Annotated in this window: 22 protein-coding genes; 18 read left to right on the top strand and 4 right to left on the bottom strand. The window is 68.8% G+C overall.

Annotated elements, in window-relative coordinates:
• Positions 1 to 20: 20 nt before the first annotated feature.
• The 14 genes from ACQHI0_RS32610 to ACQHI0_RS32675 all read left to right on the top strand — a co-directional run bounded on the left by ACQHI0_RS32610 (position 21) and on the right by ACQHI0_RS32675 (position 10,525).
• Complete coding sequence (locus ACQHI0_RS32610; protein WP_427905537.1) at positions 21 to 770, top strand: hypothetical protein; 750 nt, start codon at positions 21 to 23, stop codon at positions 768 to 770.
• Positions 771 to 786: 16 nt separating this feature from the next.
• Complete coding sequence (locus ACQHI0_RS32615) at positions 787 to 1,983, top strand: hypothetical protein (RefSeq protein WP_427905538.1); 1,197 nt, start codon at positions 787 to 789, stop codon at positions 1,981 to 1,983.
• A 98-nt stretch (positions 1,984 to 2,081) separates the two neighbouring features.
• Positions 2,082 to 2,558, top strand: a complete 477-nt coding sequence (locus ACQHI0_RS32620; RefSeq protein ID WP_427905539.1) for a YbaB/EbfC family nucleoid-associated protein — start codon at positions 2,082 to 2,084, stop codon at positions 2,556 to 2,558.
• 166 nt (positions 2,559 to 2,724) lie between these two features.
• Complete coding sequence (locus tag ACQHI0_RS32625; RefSeq protein WP_427905540.1) at positions 2,725 to 4,488, top strand: hypothetical protein; 1,764 nt, start codon at positions 2,725 to 2,727, stop codon at positions 4,486 to 4,488.
• Positions 4,485 to 5,267: an ESX secretion-associated protein EspG gene (locus ACQHI0_RS32630; protein WP_427905541.1), complete on the top strand. Its 783-nt coding sequence runs from the start codon at positions 4,485 to 4,487 to the stop codon at positions 5,265 to 5,267. Before ACQHI0_RS32625 ends, ACQHI0_RS32630 begins: the two co-directional genes overlap by 4 nt.
• Before the next feature lie 29 nt (positions 5,268 to 5,296).
• The gene (locus ACQHI0_RS32635; RefSeq protein WP_427905542.1) at positions 5,297 to 5,629 is read left to right on the top strand and encodes a hypothetical protein; all 333 of its coding nucleotides are present in this window, start codon (positions 5,297 to 5,299) and stop codon (positions 5,627 to 5,629) included.
• Between the two features lie 24 nt (positions 5,630 to 5,653).
• On the top strand, positions 5,654 to 5,950 hold the full coding sequence (locus tag ACQHI0_RS32640; RefSeq protein WP_427905543.1) for a YbaB/EbfC family nucleoid-associated protein: 297 nt from the start codon (positions 5,654 to 5,656) through the stop codon (positions 5,948 to 5,950).
• A gap of 100 nt (positions 5,951 to 6,050) precedes the next feature.
• The gene (locus tag ACQHI0_RS32645) at positions 6,051 to 6,362 is read left to right on the top strand and encodes a type VII secretion target (protein ID WP_427905544.1); all 312 of its coding nucleotides are present in this window, start codon (positions 6,051 to 6,053) and stop codon (positions 6,360 to 6,362) included.
• Between the two features lie 2 nt (positions 6,363 to 6,364).
• On the top strand, positions 6,365 to 7,729 hold the full coding sequence (locus ACQHI0_RS32650) for a hypothetical protein (RefSeq protein WP_427905545.1): 1,365 nt from the start codon (positions 6,365 to 6,367) through the stop codon (positions 7,727 to 7,729).
• A 27-nt stretch (positions 7,730 to 7,756) separates the two neighbouring features.
• Positions 7,757 to 8,059 (top strand): PE family protein, encoded by a 303-nt coding sequence (locus ACQHI0_RS32655; protein WP_427905546.1) that lies wholly within the window; start codon positions 7,757 to 7,759, stop codon positions 8,057 to 8,059.
• Positions 8,059 to 9,039 carry a PPE domain-containing protein gene (locus tag ACQHI0_RS32660; protein ID WP_427905547.1) on the top strand — a complete coding sequence of 327 codons (981 nt, stop codon included), beginning with the start codon at positions 8,059 to 8,061 and terminating at the stop codon, positions 9,037 to 9,039. The genes ACQHI0_RS32655 and ACQHI0_RS32660 overlap by 1 nt, the downstream gene beginning before the upstream one ends.
• Positions 9,036 to 9,827, top strand: a complete 792-nt coding sequence (locus ACQHI0_RS32665) for an ESX secretion-associated protein EspG (RefSeq protein ID WP_427905548.1) — start codon at positions 9,036 to 9,038, stop codon at positions 9,825 to 9,827. Before ACQHI0_RS32660 ends, ACQHI0_RS32665 begins: the two co-directional genes overlap by 4 nt.
• 42 nt (positions 9,828 to 9,869) lie before the next feature.
• Positions 9,870 to 10,199: a WXG100 family type VII secretion target gene (locus tag ACQHI0_RS32670; RefSeq protein ID WP_427905549.1), complete on the top strand. Its 330-nt coding sequence runs from the start codon at positions 9,870 to 9,872 to the stop codon at positions 10,197 to 10,199.
• Positions 10,200 to 10,231: 32 nt separating this feature from the next.
• Complete coding sequence (locus tag ACQHI0_RS32675) at positions 10,232 to 10,525, top strand: WXG100 family type VII secretion target (protein ID WP_378632332.1); 294 nt, start codon at positions 10,232 to 10,234, stop codon at positions 10,523 to 10,525.
• 235 nt (positions 10,526 to 10,760) lie between these two features.
• On the opposite strand, the gene eccE is transcribed toward ACQHI0_RS32675, so the two are convergent.
• A complete protein-coding gene (gene eccE / locus ACQHI0_RS32680) occupies positions 10,761 to 12,500 on the bottom strand; it encodes a type VII secretion protein EccE (RefSeq protein ID WP_427905550.1) in 1,740 nt (579 codons plus the stop codon).
• A gap of 118 nt (positions 12,501 to 12,618) precedes the next feature.
• Between eccE and eccB the strand changes: the two genes are divergently transcribed.
• On the top strand, positions 12,619 to 14,127 hold the full coding sequence (eccB, locus tag ACQHI0_RS32685; protein WP_427905551.1) for a type VII secretion protein EccB: 1,509 nt from the start codon (positions 12,619 to 12,621) through the stop codon (positions 14,125 to 14,127).
• A gap of 48 nt (positions 14,128 to 14,175) precedes the next feature.
• Here the strand turns inward: eccB and eccA are convergent, their stop codons facing one another.
• The gene (gene eccA / locus ACQHI0_RS32690; RefSeq protein ID WP_427905552.1) at positions 14,176 to 16,017 is read right to left on the bottom strand and encodes a type VII secretion AAA-ATPase EccA; all 1,842 of its coding nucleotides are present in this window, start codon (positions 16,015 to 16,017) and stop codon (positions 14,176 to 14,178) included.
• A gap of 158 nt (positions 16,018 to 16,175) precedes the next feature.
• On the opposite strand from eccA, the gene eccD reads away from it, so the two are divergent.
• From eccD to eccCa, 3 genes are read left to right on the top strand one after another with little or no spacing between them, the layout of a single operon-like run.
• Positions 16,176 to 17,636 (top strand): type VII secretion integral membrane protein EccD, encoded by a 1,461-nt coding sequence (gene eccD, locus ACQHI0_RS32695; protein ID WP_427905553.1) that lies wholly within the window; start codon positions 16,176 to 16,178, stop codon positions 17,634 to 17,636.
• 11 nt (positions 17,637 to 17,647) lie between these two features.
• The gene (gene mycP, locus ACQHI0_RS32700) at positions 17,648 to 19,042 is read left to right on the top strand and encodes a type VII secretion-associated serine protease mycosin (RefSeq protein WP_427905554.1); all 1,395 of its coding nucleotides are present in this window, start codon (positions 17,648 to 17,650) and stop codon (positions 19,040 to 19,042) included.
• An 11-nt stretch (positions 19,043 to 19,053) separates the two neighbouring features.
• Positions 19,054 to 23,118, top strand: coding sequence for a type VII secretion protein EccCa (gene eccCa, locus ACQHI0_RS32705; protein WP_427905555.1), 4,065 nt, complete (start codon positions 19,054 to 19,056; stop codon positions 23,116 to 23,118).
• Positions 23,119 to 23,125: 7 nt separating this feature from the next.
• On the opposite strand, the gene ACQHI0_RS32710 is transcribed toward eccCa, so the two are convergent.
• Together ACQHI0_RS32710 and ACQHI0_RS32715 are read right to left on the bottom strand one after the other, a co-directional pair.
• Positions 23,126 to 23,728, bottom strand: a complete 603-nt coding sequence (locus ACQHI0_RS32710) for a GNAT family N-acetyltransferase (RefSeq protein ID WP_427905556.1) — start codon at positions 23,726 to 23,728, stop codon at positions 23,126 to 23,128.
• Positions 23,725 to 24,534 carry a GntR family transcriptional regulator gene (locus ACQHI0_RS32715; protein ID WP_427905557.1) on the bottom strand — a complete coding sequence of 270 codons (810 nt, stop codon included), beginning with the start codon at positions 24,532 to 24,534 and terminating at the stop codon, positions 23,725 to 23,727. The genes ACQHI0_RS32710 and ACQHI0_RS32715 overlap by 4 nt, the downstream gene beginning before the upstream one ends.
• Positions 24,535 to 24,537 lie beyond the last annotated feature (3 nt).

The following is a 24,537-nucleotide window of genomic DNA, read 5'->3' on the forward strand; positions in this document are numbered from 1 at the left end:
CGATCGGAGAGGTTTCGCAGGTGAGTGACGATCCGATCGAACTGAGCGATCCGGATGTGGCGATCGACCCGGCGACCGGCAGGTTGTCGTACCGGGGTGAGGCATACAGCGGCGCGGTGATCCAGACCCGCGCCGACGGCTCGTGGCGCGAGTACTGGAGCTACGACGACGGCGACCGCGACGGCGACTGGTCGGGCTGGTACCCCGACGGCACCATGCGCTACAACGGCGAGTTCTACCGCAACCGGCCGGTCGGCACCTGGCAGGACTGGTACCCCGACGGCTCCCGCCGCCTCGAGGACGTCTACGACATCGAGGGCGTCCTGCTCACCCACTCGGTCTGGGACCAGGCGGGTGAGATGCTCGAATTCGAGGACGAGCGCACCCGCAAAGGCCTCTCGGCCGACGCGGTGCCTGCCGACGATCCCGCATTGCGCTGGGACGAGGGCGAAGGCCGCATGTACTACGGCGCCGAGCCGTTCACCGGCCAGGAGTTCCGTCGCCCGGCGCCGAGCAGCCCGATCACCGAACTCGCCGGCTACACCGACGGCTACCCCGACGGACCGGCGCGCGGCTGGTTCCTCGACGGAACCCCGCGCTACACCCGCGAATACGCCGATCGGCACGCGGTTGGCCGCTGGTGTGCGTGGTTCCCCACCGGAATTCGCAAGGAAGAAACCGTTTTCGCCCCCGACGGCGCGCTGCTCACCCGGACCGAATGGGACGAGACCGGCGCCGTGACCGCGCGGTACGGCGAGAACCAGGACTAGGTATAAGGAGTGCGCAGTGGCTGACGAGCTGGCCGGGGATCCCGATCTCGGATTCACCCTCACCACGGTGGTGGCCGACGACGGAATCACCGACCGGGCCGCCGCGCTGAGCCATCGCATCGCGAAAACGCTGGCGGCACTTGGTCCGCCGGGCTGGACCAAGGTCGAGGCCTCCTTCGCGATGACGGCGGCGGCCGAGGTGTCGATGGTCGTGTTCCACGACGAGCAGGAGCGGTTCGCCCGGGTCTTCCCGAGCCCGGAACTGCTGGATCTGCTGCGTGAGCACCGGCACCTCTCCGCCTCGATGGGCGACGGGCCGTGGTGGCGCTACCTGCTCACCCTGAGCAACGCGGGCCGGATGAACGTCGAATTCGACTACGGCGACGACCCGTTCCCGGACGACCAGCTCTTCCCGCCGACGGTGTACCGCACCGACATCGAGATCTATCCGCGCGATCGGCTGCCGATCTGGCTGGCCGCCTACATCGGTCACGGCAATCGGCAGATCCGCGGTCCGCTGGCCGCGGCCGAGCAGGCGCGCGCCGATACCGCGGCGGGCCGCAACGCCATCGGTTCGGCGCCGGACGTGGAATTCCCGCCGCTCGATCTGCTGGCCCGTCGGTGGGCGCTGATCGCCGCCGCGTTCGTCGCGGTCGGGTCCAAGTGGGGCCCGCGCGTGACACCGGCCTTCCACGTTTTCGAGGGCTCGAAACACAGCGGTTCCACCCTGTGCCTGCTCCCGGGTGATCGTGCGGTGCTCTCCGGCGGGGTCTGGGACGCACCCGAACTCGACGCCGTCTACAACAAGGAACTCCCGATGCCGGAGTTCTACCTCGGTGCCCCCGACTGGGTCGCCGAGCCGGTGCTCAACCGCCGGGCCGAGAACGGTCTGCTCACCTTCTGCTACTGGTGGGAGGGCGGTCGCTGGTACCGCGGCGCCTCGGCCGGTGCCGACGCGCTGACTCCCGCCGTCCCCGGCATGTGGGACACCAGAACCGTGATCGATGTGCTGACCGGCTTGCTCGGCGCGAAAGCGGGTCAGGCGCAGAAGGATGCCGTCCCCGGCCTGGTCGAAGCAGCCGAGCGCGCGGCCGTGGCGAGGGAGGCCTTCACCCGCGTCTTTCCCTCGGACGTCTACAACGTCGATTCCGCCTGGTTCCAGCTGAATCTCGCCGGTTTGCTCGGCACCCACACCGTGGGCCTGGCGACCTGACGAGCGGTGCCGTGGGAGTTGCGAGGGTGTGCCGGTTGTGGTGTGCTCGCTAACCGACGGGCTGGGTGCGACAGCTCGCGGGTCGGAGGGAATCGGGAATGGCCAACGAGCACGCCAAGGCACAGATGGCGGACATCCTCGAGACTGTCCAGACCCAGATGCGGGCGATCGCGCAGGTGCAGCAGGATCGCGCCAAGATCATCGCCAGCGCCACGGTGCGCAAACGGGTGACGGTGACGGTCAACGCCGACTACAAGGTCATCGAGACGAAGTTCACCCCCGACATCGACGACCTCACCTACACCGAGATCGCCAAGGCCGTCACCGAGGCCGCGCAGCAGGCCTCGATCGAGGTGGCCGCCAAGACGCAGGCGCTGATGGCGCCGATCCAGAACGAACGCGCCCGCCTGCCGAAGATCACCGAATTGGTCGACGACATGGACGGTTTCGCCATTCCGCAGCCGGTGGAAGCGTCGCTGGAACCACCTAATTCGCCTGAGCGGGAACGACTCTCGACCGACGAAGAGGATGGATCCCGTGACCCGTCGCGGCCCGCGACCGACGCGGGCTGGTGATCGGAGATCGTCGAGCCTTCGCTACCAGCGAGATCATTGCTGTACATGCGGAATTCATGCGTCAGGCCGTAGAATCGTTAGCAAGCCGTGCGAATCGGCGGTGTCGTGGTAGCGGTGCCAGGCGGGGCGTGGGGCGACACCGGTACGGACAGGGAGGGTCGACTTCATGACGGGACCATCGGCGCAAGATCAGTGGGCGGGGCTGCGTTCGGCAGCCTCGGACGGATCACTGATGCTCGAGCCGTCGGCGCTGCCGAACCTGGTCGAAGCCGCCAATAACGCGCGCTACTGGGTCAACTCGGTCAAGACCAATGTGGAGAATGTCGCGAACCTGCCCGAGTTCTCCTCGCTGGAGTCCGGCAAGCAGCTGTCGAAGCAGTTCGAAGACAAGGCCGGTCAGCTGAAGACCGTCATCGGCAAGCACGAGACGGTGCTCGACAATATCGCCAACACCTTTCTCGACGCGGCCCGGCATTACAAGGGCGCCGAGGACGGCAACAAGGTGGATCTGGACGCGCTGCGCACCAAGATCGAGCAGGGCCGCAGCGCCGGCATGAGCAAGACGCCGTTGCCGCCCACCGTCATCCAATATCCGGCCGTGGCGACCGCGGTCAACCTGCCGAAATCGCTGGCCGACGGCAAGACCTTCGATGCGGCCGGAATGAAGGCGGAGAACCCCGGCGGCTACGACTACAAAGACCTCCAGGCGATCATGACGTCGTTGTCGACGGTTCCCAGCAGCCTGGCCCACACCGCGTTGTATTGGGGCGACCTGGCGGGCTGGCTGAAAACTGGTTTCGACGACCTGAACGCCAAAGTCGAAGCGAGCAAGAAGAGCTGGACCAGCCCGGGTGGCGCGACGCGCGCGATGTCGGCGATGTCGGCCTATCACGAGGGCAATGGCCTGCTGGTCGACCAGACCAAACAGGTGGCCACCGCGCTCGAGTACGCCGTCGGCTGGATCAACGCCACTTCCACCGGGCTGGGTACCGCGCTCATGTTGCCCCGGTGCTACTCCGATCCCAACGGCACACAGGCACAGGCCGACAAGGAGGCCTGTGCCAAGAACGGCCGCCAAGTCATGTGGAACACCTACGTTCCCGGACTCAACAGCACCACGAGCCACATGCCCACGCTTCCCGAGCCGACCTCGCCGACCTCCGGCAACGGAACCGGCGACGGGAACGGCAACGGAAATGGGAACGGCAACGGAAACGGAAACGGCTCCGGGAACGGCAGCGGGAGCGGCTCCGGTTCGGGAAGTGGCTCGGGTTCGGGCCAGACCTCCGCGGCGTTCAACAAGGCGATGGCGGAACTCCAGGGGCAGAAGTCCGGCAGCCAGTTGGGCAACGGCAGCACCGACAGCACGGGCAACGGCTCGTTGGGTTCGACCGGTTCGACCGGTTCGACGGGGTCGTCCTCGACCGATCAGCTGACCTCGGCCCTGCAATCCGGTCTCGAACAGGCCAGTTCCGCCGCGCAGTCGGCCGTGGAGCAGGCGACCTCGGCCGCGGAACAGAGTGCCCTGGCGGGTATTCCGAGTTCGGCGGCGCTCGGTTCGCTGCAGGACCAGGCCAAGAAGGCACTCAGCGCGGCGAGCAAGGGTGGCGGTGGTGGCGGTGGCTCGGGTGCGGGCGGCGGTGGCGCCGGTGCGGGCGCCGCGCCGCTCTCGCCGAGCCTGGACAGCGCGTCCAAGCTGTTCCCGCGGGCCTCGGCCGCCACGGGTCTGGAGGGCTTCCGCGCTGGCGTCGCGTCGTCGGCGGCGGGCACGCCGATGGGCGGTATGCCGATGTCGCCGATGGGTGGCGCCGGCGGCGGTCAGGGCCAGCAGAAAGAACACAAGCGGGCCGACTACCTCGACTCGACGACGCACTTGGACGAAGCCCTCGGTGACGCGCCGATCGTCGCGAGGCCGGTGGTGGAACAGTGACGCCCACCTGGGAATTCACCGGCGACGAGTTCGACGCGCTGTGGGCAGGCATCGACGAGGAGTACATGCCGGACCCGTTCATCCACAGCAGTGAGCCGAGCACCGCCGATGCGGCCGAGTTCGCGCTGAAACAGAACTGGATGACGATCAAGCAGCGCTGGGGCCACGAGCTCGACGAGATCATCGAGGTGCTCACCCATCCCGATATCCGGGTGATCGTGCGTGGGTACGGCGGCGGCGAGCGACTCACCGATCCCGCGTTCTCGGTGCGGATGCTCGCGGCGCGCAAGGGGGACGTGGGCTTTCTGGTGCGCCAGCTGCCCGGCCGGACCCTTTATCACGCAGCGGGATTCGTCATCACCCGCCACGATGCGCTGAGCCTCGGTGACGTCGTCGCGGACCAGCTGCCGCAGGCCGACGCGGGCCGCGGCCAGGAGATCCGCCTCGACGAGCCGGCCGACGATCAGTTCGATCACTCGTACGGGCGCTCGCTGGTTCAGCACTACGACGACGACGCCGCGGTGCGGACGATGACCTTTCAGCAGGCGCCACTCGATCGGGACGGCTTCATCGACATCGAGCAGGGTTGGTCGCGCTTCGGTCCGCGCGGCATCGTGCGGTTGCGGCTCGGCTGGCGCGACCTGACCGACGACGGCCGCTATGTGCTGGTGCCCGGCACGCCGCGGGTGGCCGTCGGCGCCGATCGCAGGCGGGTGGTGTCGCTGATCAACACCCAGATCGCCGAAGTTGTCAGAGCCATCAGGGACGATCGGGCGTAATGATGTCGGGCCAGACGGAAGGGGCAGTGGTGGACGAGTTTCCGACCGAGTTCAGCGCGTCGTCGGTGACGGGCGCGATCGTGGTGCGTACCACCGAGCAGGGACTGCCGGTGGGGATCACGGTCGATCGCGAACAGCTGCGCCGCGACCCGGCTGAGCTGGCCGCCGAGATCCTGCGGTTGTGCCAGAAGTCGGCCAAGCGGGCGGGTCTGGCGCGGCGTAATCAGCTGGCGGAGGCCGGGTTCGACCCGGCGCTGCTCGCGGCGACGGGACTGCCGACCGAGGCCGAGGTCGCGGCGTCGGAGATCGTCGAGGAGCAGGAATACGACACCGAGCCGGACAGCTGGCTGCGGTCGGTCTAGCGAGCGGACAGGGAGGGCGAGGCGATGGTCGAGACCATGGACGAGCTGATCGCGAAGGTGCAGGGCCAGCTCTACCGGCTGCAGGACCTGACCGAGGCGACCAATGACATCCGGGCGCAGGAGACTTCGCCCGACGGCGCGGTGACGGTGACCGTCGACGGTGCGGGTGCCCTGGTCGGGCTGGCGTTCACCGGGGCGATCGCGAAGCTGTCGCCGGAGGATTTCGAGCGGGTGCTGACACAGACCGCGCAGACTGCCGCGCACCGTGCCTTCGGCGAACGAGCCGAGCTGGTGACGGCCTATAACCGAACCGGTACGTGAGGTTCAACTGATCTTCACCGCCGATTAGGGTGGCGCCGGTTTCCGACGGGTAGATAAAGTAACGAAACACCATGGGCTGTTTCGAGATTGGACGATAGCCATGAATCATGTTGCGGTAGTTCCGGATGCAGTACGTGCGTACGCGGGTGCCTCGGCCACGATGGCGGCGGGGGTCGCCCAGGCGGGCGCGGTCGACCAGGCCGCCACGATGGCCGCCGCGGTGCCCGTGTTCGGCCTGATCGGCCAGGAATTCCTGATGTCGTTCGCGTACGCGCAGGCCAACCATCTCACCTCGATGGCCCAGCTGGCCGCGGTGCACGCGGGCACCGCGCTGACCGCTACCCAGGCAGCCGCTACCTATGAGGGCGCCGACGGCGCGTCCAAGCTGGGTATCTCGGCGGTCGATCAGTAGCAATGACGTATCCAGGGGGAGATTCGGCAGGCGCGGCAGCGTCGGTCGATCCGACAGTGCTCGAACTGCTGCGTGGTAGTTCGCTGGCGCCGATGCTCGACCAGCCGGTGAGTCAGGCGCTCAGCTCGATGGGGTTGCCGCAGTTGCCGCAGCTGCCCGAGTTCATCCAGTTGCCGGAAATGCCCGCGCTGCCGACGATCGACCTCACGGCGCTGATGCAACCGCTCACCGAACTGGCCTCCGCGTTCGGTACCGGTGCGCTCGGCGGCACGAGCGCGACGTCGGACACCGGCACGTCGACCAATCCCGCCGAGGCGCTGACGAATATCACCTCGGTGCTGGAGACGGTGATGTCGCTCGGCTCGACCGCACTGCAGACGGTGATGCAGCTGTGGCAGAGCTCGGGGGCGACGGAGGCGACGACCAAGGCGACCGCGGCACAGGCCGACGGTGCCAAGCTCGCCACCCAGAGCACGCAGGAGAAGGCGGTGCTCGCCCAGGCGGCGGGTAACGTCGCCGTCGGTGGAGCCAAGCTGGCCGCGGTGATCGCGCGCTACTCGGCCACACTGGCACTCGCTCCGCTCTACGTGCTGACGCCGGGTGGTCAGGCGGTGCTGATCGCGGCGACCATGGAGGCGATGGCCGAGGGACTGGCGATCACGGCCGAGACCAAGGCCGAGATGGTGGCGCGCAGCGGCGAGATGGCGCAGGCGGGCGAGAAGGTCCCGGTGACCAACGCGCCATCCGGTGTCGACGCGAGCAGCGAGTCGCTGAGCCAGCTGATGAGCTTGATCACCCCGCTGATCAGTACCGCGAGCACCGCGGTCTCCTCGCTGAGTTCGATTGCCGGACAAGTGAGTTCGCTGTCCACCAGCACAGCCGGCGACGCGGCGAGCACCGGTACCGAGATCGCCGGGACAGGCGAGGAATCCGCCGAGGAACTGGCTGCCGCGGGTGGCGGCGGTGGCGGAGGCGCGATCGGTGGGGTCGGCGCGATCGGCGGCGGGGCCGCGGCATCGTCGCCGCTCAGCCCGTGGCAGGGCGGGCGAAGCAGCGGCCTGTCCACTGTCGGCGCCACCGGTGCGGCAGGCGGCGTTGGCGGCAGCAGTGCCGGCGGCGCGAACATGACCACGGCATCGGCGGGCAGCTCGTCGCCGGGCATGATGCCGATGGGTGGGGCAGGCGCGGGCATGCCGATGGCGCGCGCGGTGGAGGGCGGCGGCAACGAGGCCGTGCACTCGCAACTGGTCACCGGAAACCACGGCGACGAAGTCGTCGGCCCGATCGCGGGGGTGGCGACCCCGGTCGTCGGCGCCGCCGAACCGGTGGGCACCGAAGCGCCGCCGGACAAAGAACTCTCACTGTGACGCGGCACGACCACGACAGGGGTAGCAATGAGTAACACCTTCGAATTCGATTCGGCTGCGGCGAGCAAAGCCGCGGCAGCGCTGGACGGCATCGCCGACCGGCTCACCACCGAACTCACCGCGGTCGCCCCGGCGCTGCACGTCGCACCGGCGGGCACCGAGGAGGTGTCGGTGCGCGCCGCGAACACCGCCAACGGTGTCGCCGACGACTACCTGACCGGCGCCGAGGCGGGCGCGCACGAGATGAACAAGCTGGCCGCCACCCTGCGCGCGCAGGTCAGCGAGTTCGATCAGATGGAGAACGACAACACCAGCGGCTTCAACGGATAATGATCGAACCACCGCAGCCCGGCTTCACCGGAGTGGTGTGGGAGGCGCGCGAGCCGGACAAGCTCGCCACCGACCTCACCACCGGTGCCGGACCGATGCCGATGGCCGACGCGGCCGCCGCCTGGACGCGGCTCGCCGCGGCCTTCGGCGCGGCCGTGCTCGACTACGAGCAGGTGCTGCAGACGCTGCGTGGATCCTGGAAGTCCGGGAGCAGCGAGCTTGTGTGGGAACGGATCTCGACGCTGCGTGAGTGGTTGCTCGAGACCGCGGCGGCCGCGACCGCCAACGCGGCGAGGATGCAGGCCCAGGTCCTCGCCTACGAGGTGGCGGCCATCGCCATGCCCAATACCGCCGACATCGCCGCCATCACGGCGATGCAGCAGGCACTGGAGCAGGTCGGCACCGCCCTCGGCGCGCCGATCAAGGCGATCGCGGCGCAGACCGACGCCGACGCCGACGTGGCCAAAGCCGTTGCCTCCCGGGTGATGCGCAGCTACGAAGCCGCCACCGAACCGCTGGCGACGCCGTGGTTGCACGCGCCGCCGCCGCCCATCGCCCCCGAAGCCGCACTGACCGGCGAAAAGTCGGGCCAGGCCGCCACCCCGGCACCGAGTGCCGTGGCGATGCCGGGGCTCGGCGCGATCGGGCTCGGCGCGCTGCCGTCGATGCCCGCGCCCGTCCAAACCGCTTACCGGACACCGACGTTCGTCCAGTCCGCGACCACGGTGGGTGCCACGACACAGTCGGCGCCGGTCACCACCACCCCCGCCGGGCAGTCCGCGCCACTTGTTCCCGGTGCGATGGCACAGGGTGGCGGCCAGGACTCGGCCGCCCGCTTCCCTCGCGCGGGCCTCGCCCACGAGGAGTCCGACCAGCTGGTCGCCGAAGGCGAGATCCAGGCCGCGCCCGCGGTACTCGGCGTCGCCGAACGTGCCGCCCCGCAGACCGGCGGCACCGCCACCGCGGAGGGACGGCCATGACCACGCTCACCAACGACGCGCTGCTCGCCGTCGCCGACCGGCTCGGAGTGCAGACCCTGCCGCTGGTGCTCGCCGTCGGCCCGCAACAGGACTCCTTCGACGCCTGGCGCGCGGCCCGCGACGCCGCCGTCGCCGAACTCACCGCCACCGGCATCTTCGACACCTACGGCGATGTCGAGCCCGACCTGGCCGGCGCGCTGTACACGCTGGCCCAACCCGATGCCGAACTCGTCGCCCGCGGCTACGGCGACGATGGCCGACGGCGAATCTGCCTGGCGCGGCGCGGTTCCGGTCACGCCAGCGCGGTGCGCACCGGCGAGAACTTCGAGATCGCCACCGACACCATCGACGGATCGGCCCGTGAACTCGCCCGCCTGCTGCTCGCCGCGCTGCCGACCTGCGCGCCCGCCGAGGTAGCAGCGGTGAGTGTCGCGGCCGACGAACTCGCGGCGCGTCTCGACGCCGCCGAAACAACTTCCCAGTACGTGGACGCGATGTATGCGCTCGGTATCGACGCGCACCAGGCGACCGTGCTCGGCGCGGCCTTCGGCACCTGCCATGGCTACACCGAGATCGTCGCCGTAGTCCACCATGACGGGCTGACCACCCGAGCCCCTGGCGCGGTCGCGGTGTACGACACCGCGCGCGGCCGGATCGTTGTAGCGCCGATGACGGCGCCCGACGGGCAGGTGTGGTCGACCATAACGCCGGGCACCGATCACCGCCTCACGCAGGCAATCGGTGCGCTCCTCGAGGGGCTTCCCGGTGGGGGGTGGCGGCCAGATTAAGCCATCTCTCGTTTCAACCATCAAGTAGGAAAGGTTCGGCATATGCCCCCTCAGGGACCAGTAGGCGTAGAAGCCGGCGGCGTAGACGGCGTCGTCTCCAAGCTCGAAAGCAGCATCGGCAACCTCCGCACGTCGGTCGGCCAGATCGATGACGCGGCCCAGGCCGTCCTCCGTGGCTGGAAGGGTGACGCCTCCGACGAGTTCGTGAAGGTCGCCCAGGCCTGGCACGACGAGTCCGACGCGCTGAACAAGAAGTTCGACCGGCTCACCGAAGCGGTCAGCACCGGTAAGTCCACCCTGGTGAACATGGACGGCCAAGGCCTGTCCGGTGGTGGTTCCACCGGCGGTGGCGGCGGCTACACCAATCTCTGACCGCGAATCAGAAACGAACAGGAACTGAGCTCATGACCATTCTTTACGATCCCGCGGCGATGAACGAGCTGTTCAGCGACCTGCAGACCTACGGCGGGAAGATGAAGGGCGAGATCGACGAACTCGAAGGCGCCGCTTCGGATTTCCGGAACAACTTGCAGGGTGACCAGGCGATCTCGACCTTCGACACCGCGCACAAGAACGTCACCACCGAGCTGACCGACACCCTCGACAAGCTCGACAAGCTCGCCGCTCAGGTCGAGTCCGCGCTGAACCGCGCGCTCGAGGCCGACGGCAAAGTCGGCGACGGGTTCGCTGACTTCTGATATATCGGAGCGCTGGCGCGCTCGAGCGCGGCCCCTGATGGGTCGACCGAAAAACGGGGCGGGACTCGTGCCTTCGGCACTTTGTCCCGCCCCGTTTTTCGGTCGGCCGGGCCGCTACGCCCGCTGCGCGGGCGTGGGCCTCCTCGAGGTCGGCCCCGTGCGGGTCGGGTTGTGAGGTGGCCGGTGCCGGATCTGCGATGTGGTCTTTCCCGAACTCGTTGTGCTGCTCAGGAATTCAGCGTGCCGCGAGTGATTCGCCGATGTAGTGCATTTCGTCGGGGGTGGTCACCATCGACACCGTCGCGCTGCCCGCACTGGTGCGCACCGTGATCCGGTTCGGGGCGGACGGGTCCTGGATGAGCGTCACGTCGGGCTGCAGCGCGTCCGGATCACGTTCGGCGGTACGGACTTCGACGAAGGTCGCGCCACCGAGATGGGTGGTCGGCGCGATGCCGTCGAACACCAGCACGGTCGTGGTCGGGTACGGAGCCGCGGGGACGGGCGGCGGGCCCGGTGGTGCCTGTGGGGTCGCGCCCGCGGCGCGTGGCGCGATCGACAGCAGCTGGGGAGTGGCCAGATTGGCGACCATCGACTGCCACGCCTGCGGTCGCGAGGTGTGCACAACGGCATGGGCGCCGAGCGCGGTGGCCCGCAGGACCACCTGCTGGGCCAGGTCGAGGTTGCCGATCACATCGACGTGGCGGGTGCCCGCGCCGATCAGGGGGACCGCGATGCCCTGGCCGCGTTCGTCGGCGCCGATCAGCTGGCCGCAGCCGGTCGTCGGCACGGCGATGTCGGTGAGCGCGGTGAGGGTGCCTCGGTAGCCGTCGCGGCCACCGAGGTCGTCGGCGGCACCGATGGGCAAGGTGTCGAGCAGGATTCGGCGCTGGCTGCCGGGGAGCTCACGCAGGCCGGGCAGCGGCGCCTTGTCGTAGGGCTCGGCCGAATCGAACCGGACGACGGCGTTGAGCACCACGGTCCCGGCTTTGTCGTCCGCGCGGCCGATCCGGCCCGCACCGGGATGCAGGCGCAGCGTGACCGTGGTCGACAGCGTCGGCAGCGACCAGATCTCGGCCAGGCCGTTGGTGCCGATCATCGGCGCGGTGAGCTGGTAGTGGGTCAGATGCCTGCCGAACTCGGACTCCAGCCCGTGCGCCGACTCGGTCAGCCGCAGCGGGTCGAAGCCGTAGGACAGTTCGCGCAGCGCGCTGTTCATCTCGGTCGCGGTGAGGACCGCGGCGTCGATGCCATGGGTGGCCAGCCGATTCGCGACCCGGCGGGTGGCGATGATCATCGTGCGCAGCGCACCGGTGGCACCACCACCGCGCTTGTCCACCGCCGTCGCGTTGGCCACCGGGTCCAATCGCAGCACGAGCCAGCAGGTGCGGTGCGCGATGGCGGGCAGCGGGCCGAGAATCCGGTTGTAGAGGTGCGCGGCCGCGCCGGTGCCCGCGGTGCGCGCGCCGGTGGAGATCACATCGATGCTCACCAACCCCACGTCGAACTGCTCGAGGCAGCGCGCCACTTCGGTGAGCGGCAGCAACTGGTCGGCACTCAGCGAGCCACGGCGCAGCAGCGTGAGGGTGTCCGGCGGCGGATCTATCCGCAGCATGGTGAGCAGCAGATCGCCGTCCCAGCGCACCCCGCAGCCGCCGCCCTCTGGCAGCGGCACGTCGAACGCGGGTGCCCGATCGAGGGTGTCGGCGCGGCCGCGCAGGCGGCGCGCCAGCCAGTCCCCGATCCGTACCGCGGGTGGTCGCCGCCGGATCGGCACGAGTCCGATCACCAGGACGACCGCGGCCCCGCCGATCGCGCCGTAGACCGAATCCGTCGTAGCCAGCACGATCCAGGCCACGATCGCCGCGAGTACCGCGGTGGGCACACACGCACGCAGCGGGTACATCCGGAACAACCAGAATTCCGGGTCACGCAGGGTGTCGTAGACATGTGCGCTGCCGGTTTGCCCGGCGTTCATACTGTTGTTCAAAGCCGTTGTCCCCGCTTGGCGTACGTCGAATCATGGTGAAGGACAAGTTCCGGATTTACGGTACCGTGTCCGACGAGATGGTGATCAACTCAGCAATGGAGTACCTGTGCCGGCACAGCTGACAACCAAAGCCCAGGTCAATGGTTATCGCTTTCTGCTTCGCAGGCTCGACCACGCGCTGGTCCGCCGTGACGTGCGCATGTTGCACGATCCGATGAAGTCGCAGAGCCGGTCGCTGATGGTCGGCGCGGTCCTCGGTCTGATCATCGTGGCAGGGGCGGCCATCCTCGGTTTCCTCAAACCGCAGGGCGCCATCGGTGACGCGCTGATCGTCACCGGCAAGCAGAGCGGCGCCATGTATGTGGTCGTCGAGGCCAGGGAGGGCGAGAAGACCCTCCATCCGGTGCTCAACCTGGCTTCGGCCCGGCTCATCGCCGGCGACGCGCAGGCGCCGAAATCGGTGAAGGACGACAAGCTGGGCTCGCTGCCGCGCGGTCCGCTGCTCGGCATTCCCGGTGCCCCGGCGGCCATGCCGGGTTCCAAGCAGGGGTCGAGCTCGAATTGGACGTTGTGCGAGACCACCCAGCTCTCGGCCGGGGGCAGTGCGTCGGGTGCGGGCGGCGGTCTCACCACCACCATCGTCGGCAAGCCGGAGACCGGTGACCGGATCGGGGCCGTCGGCGCGGACGACGCCATGCTGATGCGCCACGACGACAAGACCTTCCTCGTCTACCAGGGGACCAGAGCCGAGGTCGACCCGGGCAACTCGGTGCTCGCCCGCACTCTCGGCCTGACCGGCCAGCAGGTTCGCCCGATCGGCAGCGCGGTACTCGGCGCGACCACCCAGGCCCCGCCGCTGGCCGTCCCGAGCATCGAGCGCGCGGGGGAACCGGGCCCCGGCAAGCTGTCGAATGTGCCGATCGGCGGCATCATCGCGGTAACCGGCGTCGAGGCAGCGGGCAAGGAAACGATGTACGTGGTGCTGGCCGACGGTGTGCAGCGCGTCTCGGAATTCACCGCCGACCTGTTGCGAAACGCCGATTCGCGCGGCATGCGCGAGATCGCCGAACTGGCGCCGGACGTGCTCGACCGGATGCCGATATTGCACACCCTGCCGATCGACTCCTTCCCCGAACGCAAGCCGCGGATCCTGTCCGCCGAGGACGCCCCGGTGGCCTGCGTGAACTGGGCGAAGGATCCCGGCGAAGCCACCGCGCAAGGCAAGTCGGTCGACGGCCCCGCCGAACGCGCCACCGTGACGTTGCTCGCCGGCACGAAACTGCCACTGTCCGGTTCGGCCAAGCCGGTGACCCTCTCGACCGCCGACGGTTCGGGCGACCGGATGGACGCGGTGTACCTGCCGCCGAGCACCGGCGAATACGTCCAGGTCACCGGGGCCGAGCCGGGTAGTTTGCGACGTGAATCGCTGTTCTATGTGGCCGACAACGGCATTCGCTACGGTGTCCCCGACGCCGCGACCGCCGCCGTGCTCGGCCTCGGTGACAAGCCGAGGCTCGCACCGTGGTCGATCATCGGCAAGCTCGTGCCCGGCCCGACGCTGTCCGCGAAAGACGCGCTCACCAGCTACGATTCGCTGCCCTCGGCCAGCAAGTAGCCGAAACGAGCGAGGGCCGGGCGCGCACCCGGCCCCGCTCGTCGGTGCTCAGCTCAGGTTCGGGATCGTCCCGATGTTGAGGGTGGCGACGATACCGGCGAGCGCGGTACGCATGTCCGGCTCCTCGATGCGCATCAGCACATCGTCGTCGACCTCGGCCAGGTCGAGTCCGTCGGTATTGGCGAGCCGGAACTCGCGTTCCTCTTCCGCCGACTCGATCACATTGCGGATGAAGCGGCCGTTACCGGCGAGGTCCACCCCGCGACGCGGCGCTCCGCTCTGATCGGTGCTCTCCAGGTTGTAGAGGTAGTCGCAGGTCTCGATCAGGGTTGCCAGCGATTCCGGCGACAGTTGCGAATCACGGCTGTTCGCCACGATTTCGCCGATCTGCCCGAGCTCGGCGGCGGTGTAAGACGGGAACTGCAATCGCTTGGCGAATCGGGAGGCCAAGCCGTCGTTGGCGGCGAGCAGCCGGTCGATCTCGCCGTCGTACCCGGCGATGATCACCACGAGCCGATCGCGGTCGTTCTCCATCCGCGCCAGCAAGGTGTCCACCGCCTCGCGGCCGAACGCGTCACCACCCGAGAGCCCGGTCTGGATCAGGGTGTAGGCCTCATCGATGAACAGCACTCCGTCCATCGCGCTGTCGATCAGCTTCTCGGACTTGATCGCCGTGCCGCCGAGGTTCTGGCTCACGAAGTCGACCCGCTTGGCCTCGACCACCTTGTCGGTCTTCAACAAGCCGACACCGCAGTAGATCTTGGCGACCACGCGCGCGATGGTCGTCTTACCGGTACCGGGCGGACCGGTGAAAGCCAGGTGCTGGCCACGGGATTGACTCGACAGGCCCTTGCCCGCCCGGATCTTGGCCAGCTGCGCCGAGGACTGCAACTTGGCCACCTGGTTCTTCACCGAGGCCAGACCCACCTGCTTGTCGAGCTGGGCGCGTGCTTCGGCGAGCACCGTTTTGGCGCGGTCCTCGGCGGCGGCCTCGTTCATCGTGGCCAGGGTCGGCGCCGAGTCGGCATCCCACTTGTCGGTCCGCGCGTCGATGACCTCGCGGCTGGTGACCACGATCCGGAAGGTGCGGTCACGCATCGCCGTCGTGTTCGCGGTGAAATCGGGCAGCTGCGAGTAGACCTGCTCGAACAGCTTCTGGGCCTCGGCCTCGTTGCCCGATTCCCGCAGGCACAGGCCGCGGTTGTACATGGCGGTGAACTTGGCCGACGGAATCGGGCCCGCCTCAGCCTGTTCCATCCGCCGGATCGCCTCACCGAACAATCCCAGCTGCGCGCACGCGGTGCCGACCATCACGTTCGCGCCGGTGGCCAGGTACGGGTCCTTCCAGCTCTCCGAACCGGCCAGCACGGTCATCACGTCCGACCAGCGCTGGGTGTTGTAGTGCAGGATGCCGCGGATGTAGGAGCTGATCCGATCGTCGATCTGCTTGTCGGGGTCGTCGGCGCGGCCTGCCCGCAGCTTGGCCAGTTCGTCGAGCACCTGCTCGGCCTGGGTGTAGTCGGTGTCGGCGATCAGCTGCGAGGCCCAGGCCAGCCAGATCTCGGTGAGTCCGCTCAGCGGGTAGTCGATGTAGAGCCCGGGCAGGAAGCGGCCCGCCATGGCGCGCGGTGCGAGGCCGATCCGGCGCTGCTCGCGGCCGAGCGAATCAAGGCTGGTGCGATGCAGATTGAACAGCACCTCCTTGGTCAGCTCGCCGGCGGCGGCGCGGCCGAGCCACGCGTCACACATCGACGAGTCCCATTCCGTCGCGCGCTGGAAGGCCAGCTTCGCGTACTCCTCGTCACGCGCGGACTCCTGACCGTCGATGGACAGACCGAGCGAGAGGACGCCCGCGTCGAAGGCGCGTTGAGCCTGGCGAATGTCTGGCATGTGGTGTCGGACCCCGAAATCTTCCTCTGATGGACAGCTGGTGTTCAATCCGGCGGCGACGACTTCGATCGCGCCGGTTTGCCATGTCCGTTAGATTAGGTAACGCTGCCGTGTGGTCGCAACGGAAGTAGTCAGCTACGACTGAGAGTTCATCACTGGTGTCGACGTTGTTAGGCAATGAGCCCGAACTATGCCGAGTTTCAGTGATCGGGGGTGATACGCAGCTAGACATAGGTTTGCCCGCCACGGTTCCGATCGCCGGCTTCATCGGTGATCTGGTGGCACTGATCCGATCTCGCGATCCGCGCTTGCCGGACGGCGACGAGGAATCCGCTCCGGTCCGGGCCCAGCACTGGACGCTGGCGCGCCTCGGCCAGGACCCGCTCGCGCCGAGCCGCACGCTCACCGAGGCCGAGGTCTACGACGGTGAACTGCTGGTGCTGAGCCCGGTGACCCGCAAGGAGTCGCCCGCGCTGTTCGACGACGTCATCGACGCCGTATCCCGGCTCACCGCAGGCGAGTTCCGCGGTTGGTCCGGATCGGCGGCCCGCTGGACCGGCCTGGTGCTGGCGACCGTCTCGATCATCGCCGCGCTCGCGCTGCTGGTGGTCTCGCGCGCCGACACCGATCCGCTGGCCCCCGCGTTCGCGCTGCTCGGCACCGGGATCGCCGCGTCGGCGGCGGCCGGGATCGCCGCGCGAAAATTCACGGATTCGATTACCGCGAACTGGCTTTCGCTGGACGCGCTGCTGCTGTTGTTCGGCGGTGGTGCGCTGGTGGTGCCGGGCCAGCTCGGCGCGGGCAATCTGCTGCTCGGCAGCGTGGTGCTGCTGGTCGCCGCGGTGGTCGGGTATCGGGTCACCGGGATCGGGCCCGGATTGTTCGCTGCCGCGATCACGATCAGCGTGTTCGGCGCGGTGTCCGGTGCGATCTACCTGATCTGGCATCCGGGGCTGGCCAAGCTGTTCGCCGGTGTACTCGTCGCGGCGGTGATCCTGCTGTCGTCGGTGCCACGTCTGGCCGCGGTGACGGCCAGACTGCCGATTCCGCCGGTACCGACCGCGGGCGGGGCGATCGACCCCGCCGATCACGAACAGCGCCCGACCATCGAGGGCGTCGGCGCGGTCGGCGCGATCGCGCTGCCGTCGGCGGCCGGGCTCGGCGAACGGGCCAGGGTCGCGAATCAGATCCAGACCGGTCTCGTCGTCGCCTGCGCGCTGGCCGCGCTGATCGGTGCCATCGGCGCGGCCGACCCGTTCGGCACGTTCCATTCCGGCGGTGTCGCCCTCGCGGCGGTCGCGGCGATCGTGTTGTGTCTGCGCGGCCGGTCCTACGCCGATCTGGTGCAGGCCGCCACGCTGATCACCGCGGGCGCGCTCGCCCTGCTCGCGCTGCTGACCGGTCTCGGGCTCGGTCACGATTCGCTCGAATTCGTCGCGGTGGCACTGTTGCTGGCGATGGCAGGTGGTGTCGTCGGGTTCGGTGTGATCGGCCCCCATGTCGAAGTGACCCCGGTGACGCGGCGGGCGATCGAGATCTTCGAGTACCTGTTGATCATCACGATGATCCCGCTCGCCCTGTGGGTCATGGATGTGTACTCGACCGCCCGCAACATATGACCGGCGCGGCCATGGGGCGCGCACTACTGCGGCTCACCTGTGCGGCGACCGTGCTCGGCACGGTCGCCGGTTTCCCGGCGCCCGCGGGCGCGATCGCCCCGCCGCGGATCGATCCCGGTGCGCTCGACGCCGCCATCGCGCTGAGCACTAGACCGGCTCCGCTCGAACCGACCGAACAGCGGGAACTGTGCGCCGAACCGGTGCTGCGCGGCAGCGCGCCGGTCGAACCCCCGATGGCGCAGCAGGTCCTCGATCTGCCCTCGGCGTGGCAGTTCAGCCGGGGGGCGGGGCAGAAGGTGGCCGTGATCGATACCGGCGTCAATCGGCATCCGCGCCTGCCCGCGCTGCAAGCGGGCGGAGACTATGTGAGCGATTCCGACGGCACCGTCGACTGCGACGGCCACGGCACCCTGGTGGCGGGCATCATCGCTGCCCGGCCCTCACCCGACGACGCGTTCGTCGGTGTCGCCCCGGACGCGGAGATCCTGGCCATCCGTCAGCTCAGCCTCGCCTACGACCGCAAGGACCGGCAGGGTTCGGTCAAGGAGGACGGTGCGCTGCGCAGCGACGGCTACGGCAGCGTGCTCACCCTCGCCGGCGCGGTCGTCCGCGCGGTGGACATGGGCGCCACCGTGATCAACATCTCCGAAGTGGCTTGCACCGCAGCTGGTTCCAATACCGCCGACGGCGCGCTCGGTGCCGCCGTGAAGTACGCCTACGACCGCAATGTGGTGGTTGTGGCGGCGGCGGGCAACGTGGAGCAGGGCGGGCCGTGCCAGAACCAGAACGAGGGGTCCGGCTGGAGTTCGGTGACCACGGTCCCGTCCCCGGCCTGGTTCACCCCGTACGTGCTGTCGGTCGGTTCGGTCGACGCCGACGGCAAGCCGTCGGCGCTGTCGCTGCGCGGGCCGTGGGTCGGGGCCGCCGCGATCGGCCGCAATATCGTGTCGCTGGACAGCAAGCCCGGTGGCACCGGCCTGGTCGACGGCGTGCAGACGATGGAGGGCGTGCAACCGGTCGACGGAACCAGTTTCGCCGCACCGTATGTCGCCGGGTTGGCCGCGCTGATCCGGTCCCGCTTTCCGGAACTGTCCGCGCAGCAGGTGATCGAACGGATCACCCGCACCGCGCACGCACCGGGGCGCGGCCGCGACGACGCCATCGGCGCCGGTCTGATCGACCCGCTCGCGGCGCTCACCGCACCGCTGTCCGCCGAGCCGCCGAGCAAGGGTGCCGACGTCGGCCACCCGATCGCCGAGCCGTACGCGGCGCCGGAACCCGATGCGCGACCACGCCAGGTCGCGATCGCCGGTTCGCTGTTCTTGTTGGCCGCCTTGGGAATCGGCGCCGCGTTCGGCTTTCCGTTCCGCCGGCGCAGTGCCGACCTGAACCAGGAATTCGAGTAGTAGAGGGATCGATGGCAACCGAAGGTTTCGTCCGTCGCCCCCGGATCGCGCCGCCGCGCGCACCGGGCGGTGAAGTCGCGCTCTCCCCGCCGCCGGAGATCGAGCGCGCCATCCCGTCGCCGCTGATGATGAAGCTGATGCCCGTCATCATGGTGGTCGCGGTGGTCGGCATGATCGCGATGATGGTCACGATGGGCCGCAATCTGCTGGCCAATCCGATGATGATGATGTTCCCGATGATGATGCTCATGTCGATGGTCGGCATGATGGCGGGCATGCGCGGCGGCGGCCCCAAGCGCGCCGTGGAGCTCAACGAGGAACGCAAGGACTACTTCCGGTATCTCGACCAGGTGCGCAAGGACGTGCGCACCACCGGCACCAAACAGCTCGAGACACTCGGCTGGAGCCATCCCGAACCCGCCGACCTGCCCTCGCTGATCGGCAGCAGGCGGATGTGGGAGCGCCGCCCCAACGACCCCGACTTCGGGCATGTGCGAGTCGGCGTCGGTAGCCACCGCCTCGCCACCAAGCTGGCCAGGCCCGAAACCGGCCCGCTGGAAGACCTGGAGCCGGTGTCGACGGTGGCGCTGCGCCGTTTCGTGCGCACCCATTCGGTGGTGCACGAACTGCCGACCGCGGTCTCGCTGCGCGCCTTCCCCGCCATCAATATCGGCGGCGACCTCGACGAGGGCCGCGAATTGGTGCGGGCCATGCTGATGGAACTGACCACCTTCCACGGGCCGGACAATCTCGTCGTCGCCATCGTCTGCGCCGATCCGGACACGCACTGGGCCTGGGCCAAATGGCTTCCGCACGTGCAGCATCCGTCGGTGCGCGACGGGCTCGGCTCGGCGCGGATGATGTACACCTCGCTCGGCGAACTCGAATCGGCGTTGCAGACCGAGCTGATGGAACGCGGTCGCTTCATGCGCAATCCGCAGCCGACCCAGGGCAGGCTGCACCTGGTGGTCGTGATCGACGACGGCTACATCAGCGGCAACGAACGCACCATCAGCGAATCCGGCCTCGACTCGGTGACCGTGCTCGATCTGACCGCGCCCGAGAACGGACTCGCGGCGCGCCGCGGCCTGCAACTGGTCGTCGCCGACGGCGTGGTGTCGGCGCGCAGTGCCGCCGGGGTGGAACGGTTCGCCACCGCCGACGAGGTCAGCCCGGCCGAGGCGGCGGCCTTCGCGCGCTCGCTGGCCCGCTACCGGCTCGCGACGGCCGCGCAGATCGTCAGCCTGGGGGAGGGCACCACCAGCGACCCCGGCCTGATGGCACTGCTGCGCATTCCCGACGCCGCCCAGATCGACCCCGCCAGGGTGTGGCGACCGCGGACCGCGCGCGAACGGCTGCGGGTGCCCATCGGCATCACCCCGGACGGCACGCCGGTCGAGATCGACATCAAGGAGTCGGCCGAGAACGGCATGGGCCCGCACGGTCTGTGCATCGGTGCCACCGGGTCGGGCAAGTCGGAATTCCTTCGCACCCTGGTGCTTTCGCTGGTCACCACCCACTCGCCGGACGCGCTCAACCTGGTGCTCGTCGACTTCAAGGGTGGCGCGACCTTCCTCGGCCTCGACTCGCTGCCGCATGTCGCGGCCGTGATCACCAACCTCGAGGACGAGCTCTCACTGGTCGACCGCATGAAGGACGCCCTCGCCGGTGAGATGAACCGCCGCCAGGAGCTGCTGCGCTCGGCGGGCAACTACGCCAACGTCACCGACTACGAGAAGGCAAGGGCGGCAGGCGTTCCGCTCGATCCGCTGCCCGCGCTGTTCGTGGTGGTCGACGAGTTCTCCGAATTGCTCTCGCAGAAACCGGATTTCGCCGAACTGTTCGTGATGATCGGCCGCCTCGGCCGTTCGCTGCACGTGCATCTACTGCTGGCCTCGCAGCGCCTCGAGGAGAACAAGCTGCGCGGTCTGGAATCGCACCTGTCCTACCGGATCGGCCTTCGCACCTTCTCGGCCAACGAATCACGCGCGGTCCTCGGTATCACCGATGCTTACCACCTGCCGAGCGTGCCGGGCGCGGGCTACCTGAAAAGCGATGCGTCCGAACCGCTTCGGTTCAACGCCAGCTACGTCTCTGGTTCCTATGTCGCACCGGTCGGCACGGTCATCGACGACGACGGCGCGCCGATGGGCGGGCAACGGCCGGTCGTGTTCACCGCGGCGCCGGTCGAGGTGGTCGAGGCCGAGCCGGACCTGGAGGAGGCCGACCCGATCCTGCGCGGCAGGCCGGAACTACCGCCGCCACCGCCCAGCGGGCCCGCCTCGGAAGAGGGCATCCCGGACTCGTTGCTCGACGTGGTGGTCAAGCGGCTCACCGGACACGGCAGGCCAGCCCACGAGGTGTGGCTGCCGCCGCTGGAGGAATCGCCGACCGCCGACATGCTGCTGCCCGACCCGGACTGGCGTTCGCCGGTGAACCGGCACGGCCAGCTGTGGATGCCGATCGGCGTCATCGACAAGCCCTACGAACAGCGCCGTGACGTGCTCACCATCAATCTCGCGGGCGCGCAAGGCAATGTCGCGGTGGTCGGCGGCCCGCAGTCGGGCAAGTCCACCACGCTGCGCACGATCATTCTGGCCGCGGCCGCCACGCACACGCCCGAGCAGGTGCAGTTCTACTGCCTCGACTTCGGTGGTGGCAGCATGGCCGGCCTGGTCGGGATTCCGCACGTCGGTTCGGTCGCCGGTCGTCTCGACGGTGACCGGGTACGCCGCACCATCGCCGAGCTCACCACGCTGATGCGCCAGCGCGAGGAACGGTTCGCCGAACTCGGCATCGAGTCGATGGCCGAGTTCCGTCGCCGCAAGTTCTCCGCGCTGGAGGCCAGGCAGATCAACGGAACCACCGCCGCGCCGGGCGACCTGCTGGCCGCCGACCAGTTCGGTGACGTGTTCCTGGTGATCGACGGCTGGAGCGCCATCCGCGAGGAATTCGATGTGCTCGAACCGCACATCAACGCCATTGCCACCCAGGGCCTTTCCTACGGCGTCCACCTGGTGATCGGTGCATCCCGCTGGGCCGAGATCCGGCCGGTGGTCAAAGACCAGGTCGGCACCAGGCTCGAGCTTCGCCTCGGCGACCCCGGCGACTCGGAGATGAATCGCCGTACCGCGCACCAGGTTCCGGTCGGCAGGCCGGGCCGCGGTCTCACGCGCGAGCAGTTGCACATGCTGATCGCGTTGCCCCGCTTGGATTCCGACTCCGACCCGGCCACGGTCGCCGACGGTGTCACCAGTGCGCGCGAGGAACTCGTGGCGCTGTATCCGGGCCGGCGTGCCCCGCAGGTGCGCATGCTGCCGCTGAGCTTCCCGCGCGACGAGGTCGTCGCGACCGCCAAGCAGCAGGGCGTCACGCTCGACCGCACCAAGGTCGTCGTCGGTCTCGGCGAATCCGAATTGCAGCCGCTGATCCTGGATTTCGGTCTCGAACCACACTTCATGGCCTTCGCCGATGTGGAGTGCGGCAAGACCACGCTGCTGCGCAATATCGTGATGAGCATCGCCGAACAGTCCGACGCGTCGCAGGCGCGGATCATCATGATCGACTATCGGCGCACCATGCTCGGTGTGCTCGAGGGCGATCAGCTCGCCGGCTACTCGACCTCGTCGCAGACCTGTGGGCCGATGATCGCCGAGGTCGCGGGCTACCTGTCCAAGCGAATCCCCGGTTCCGACATCACCCAGCAGCAACTGCGCGAACGCAGCTGGTGGTCGGGTCCGGAGATCTATGTCGTCGTCGACGACTACGACATGGTCGTCACCGGTTCGGTCAACCCGTTCGCCCCGCTGCTGGAGTACTTGCCGCAGGCGCGCGATATCGGCCTGCACCTGGTCGTCACCCGCCGCATCGGCGGTGCGTCGCGGGCCCTTTACGATCCGGTGCTCGGCGCGATGAAGAACCTGTCGGTCCAGTCGTTGATCATGAGCGGATCCCGGGACGAGGGAAAGCTGATCGGCGACGTTCGCCCGAGCAAGATGCCGCCGGGCCGAGGCACGTTGATCTCCCGCAGCCAGGGCATCGAACTCGTCCAGATCGCCGACCTGCCACCGGTGTAGCGGGCGCTCAGCTGGGAAAGCGGTCCATCAGCGGAAGTGCAGGGGCAGCGGTGCGGCGGTGGGCGGGCCGGTGGACCGTCGGCCCACACCAGCTGTCGGTGCGGCGTTCGAACAGGGCGCAGGACGGGCCGGTCGTCCGTGGGTCGGCGATCCGGGCCAGGGAGAAGCCGGCGCGGCGGTAGTAGTCGTGGAGCTGGCGATTGGCGGTCCAGGCATCGAGGCGGACCCAGTGCCGGTGCTTCTGGTCGGCCAGCCGGGCGGCGTGGGCGAGCATCCGGTGCCCGACCTGCCGCCCCGCGAACCGCAGATCGACGATCATGAAATGCACGATCACCGCATCGGCCAGCTCCCACGCCGACCACAGACCCGGATCCGCCCGATGGTTGACCGTGATCGTCCCCGCGGACTCACCGTCCACCTCCGCGATCCACGTCTCGCCCTGATCCAGCGCCCGGCCCACCGCCCCGGCGAAGCTCTCGATCGGCCGCCCGCGCCCCGCCACCGTCCACTGATCCGACCCGCGTGCCGTCAGCCACGACGTGCGCTGGACGCGCAGGCGGCAGATCAGTGGCAGGTCGCCCAGGGTGGCCGGGCGCAGGCGCACCGTCATGGCAGCGCGACGGCCAACCCGGGTGCGATGCCGAGGGTGCGGGCGATGACGTCGGTGCCGGTGGTGTCGCCGAGCTGGTAGGCCAGCTGGTTGCGGCCCGCGAGGGAGCGGTGCCGGGTGGCGCGGGTGACGCGTTCGTGGTTGGCGCCGATGCGCAGGTGGTCGAGCAGGACGGTGCCGGTGGCGACGCCGAGCACGGCCGCCTCCTCGGCGGTGGCGGCGCGGGCCAGCACGGTGTCGCGGTGGGCGGTCTCGCCGTAGCCGCGGTCGGCCAGACGGCGGGTGGTGCCCTCCGGGATGTCGCGGGGGGAGTCGATGCCCGCGGCTTCGGCCAGGTCGCGGGGGTAGAAACTCACCTCCCACGACCACGGTTCGTTGTCCAGGTACTGCACGACCGTGCGGGCAAGCACCCAGGAATCGACGGCGACCCCGAGCCAGTGCGCGACCTCGGTGTTCGCGGGTTCCATCCTGGTGCTGAACTGCTTGGACGGTTCGCGGTTGGCCGCGCGCGCGATCTCCTCGAAGATGTCGTGCGCCGACTTGGGCCGATCGCGCCGGATGTGGTCGGTGACCACCGACTCCAGGACTTCCTGGTTTCGCACGATGGTGCCGCGGGAAGTCGCTGTGTAGACGAGATTTTCAGCGACCAGCACCTGAATCGCGTTGCGCGAGGTGGTGATCGAGACCTGCATCTGATCGGCGAGCTCGGAGTGGCTCGGTAGCCGGTCGCCCGGTTTCCATGTGCCCGCGCGGATCTCCTCACGGAGAAGGTTCGCGATCCGGAGATAGGTCGGACCGTCCGCCATCAT

This window comes from Nocardia sp. FBN12 (assembly GCF_050320175.1).
GTDB lineage: Bacteria > Actinomycetota > Actinomycetes > Mycobacteriales > Mycobacteriaceae > Nocardia.

Excerpts from the sequence above, each read along its gene's own strand:
- ACQHI0_RS32625 (WP_427905540.1), top strand. The coding sequence starts at position 2,725 with ATGACGGGACCATCGGCGCAAGATCAGTGGGCGGGGCTGCGTTCGGCA.
- eccE (WP_427905550.1), bottom strand. The coding sequence starts at position 12,500 with ATGAACGCCGGGCAAACCGGCAGCGCACATGTCTACGACACCCTGCGT.
- ACQHI0_RS32715 (WP_427905557.1), bottom strand. The coding sequence starts at position 24,534 with ATGGCGGACGGTCCGACCTATCTCCGGATCGCGAACCTTCTCCGTGAG.
- ACQHI0_RS32640 (WP_427905543.1), top strand. The coding sequence starts at position 5,654 with ATGGTCGAGACCATGGACGAGCTGATCGCGAAGGTGCAGGGCCAGCTC.
- ACQHI0_RS32670 (WP_427905549.1), top strand. The coding sequence starts at position 9,870 with ATGCCCCCTCAGGGACCAGTAGGCGTAGAAGCCGGCGGCGTAGACGGC.
- mycP (WP_427905554.1), top strand. The coding sequence starts at position 17,648 with ATGGGGCGCGCACTACTGCGGCTCACCTGTGCGGCGACCGTGCTCGGC.
- ACQHI0_RS32645 (WP_427905544.1), top strand. The coding sequence starts at position 6,051 with ATGAATCATGTTGCGGTAGTTCCGGATGCAGTACGTGCGTACGCGGGT.
- ACQHI0_RS32650 (WP_427905545.1), top strand. The coding sequence starts at position 6,365 with ATGACGTATCCAGGGGGAGATTCGGCAGGCGCGGCAGCGTCGGTCGAT.
- ACQHI0_RS32660 (WP_427905547.1), top strand. The coding sequence starts at position 8,059 with ATGATCGAACCACCGCAGCCCGGCTTCACCGGAGTGGTGTGGGAGGCG.
- eccA (WP_427905552.1), bottom strand. The coding sequence starts at position 16,017 with ATGCCAGACATTCGCCAGGCTCAACGCGCCTTCGACGCGGGCGTCCTC.
- ACQHI0_RS32655 (WP_427905546.1), top strand. The coding sequence starts at position 7,757 with ATGAGTAACACCTTCGAATTCGATTCGGCTGCGGCGAGCAAAGCCGCG.
- eccCa (WP_427905555.1), top strand. The coding sequence starts at position 19,054 with ATGGCAACCGAAGGTTTCGTCCGTCGCCCCCGGATCGCGCCGCCGCGC.
- ACQHI0_RS32620 (WP_427905539.1), top strand. The coding sequence starts at position 2,082 with ATGGCCAACGAGCACGCCAAGGCACAGATGGCGGACATCCTCGAGACT.
- ACQHI0_RS32665 (WP_427905548.1), top strand. The coding sequence starts at position 9,036 with ATGACCACGCTCACCAACGACGCGCTGCTCGCCGTCGCCGACCGGCTC.
- ACQHI0_RS32710 (WP_427905556.1), bottom strand. The coding sequence starts at position 23,728 with ATGACGGTGCGCCTGCGCCCGGCCACCCTGGGCGACCTGCCACTGATC.
- ACQHI0_RS32675 (WP_378632332.1), top strand. The coding sequence starts at position 10,232 with ATGACCATTCTTTACGATCCCGCGGCGATGAACGAGCTGTTCAGCGAC.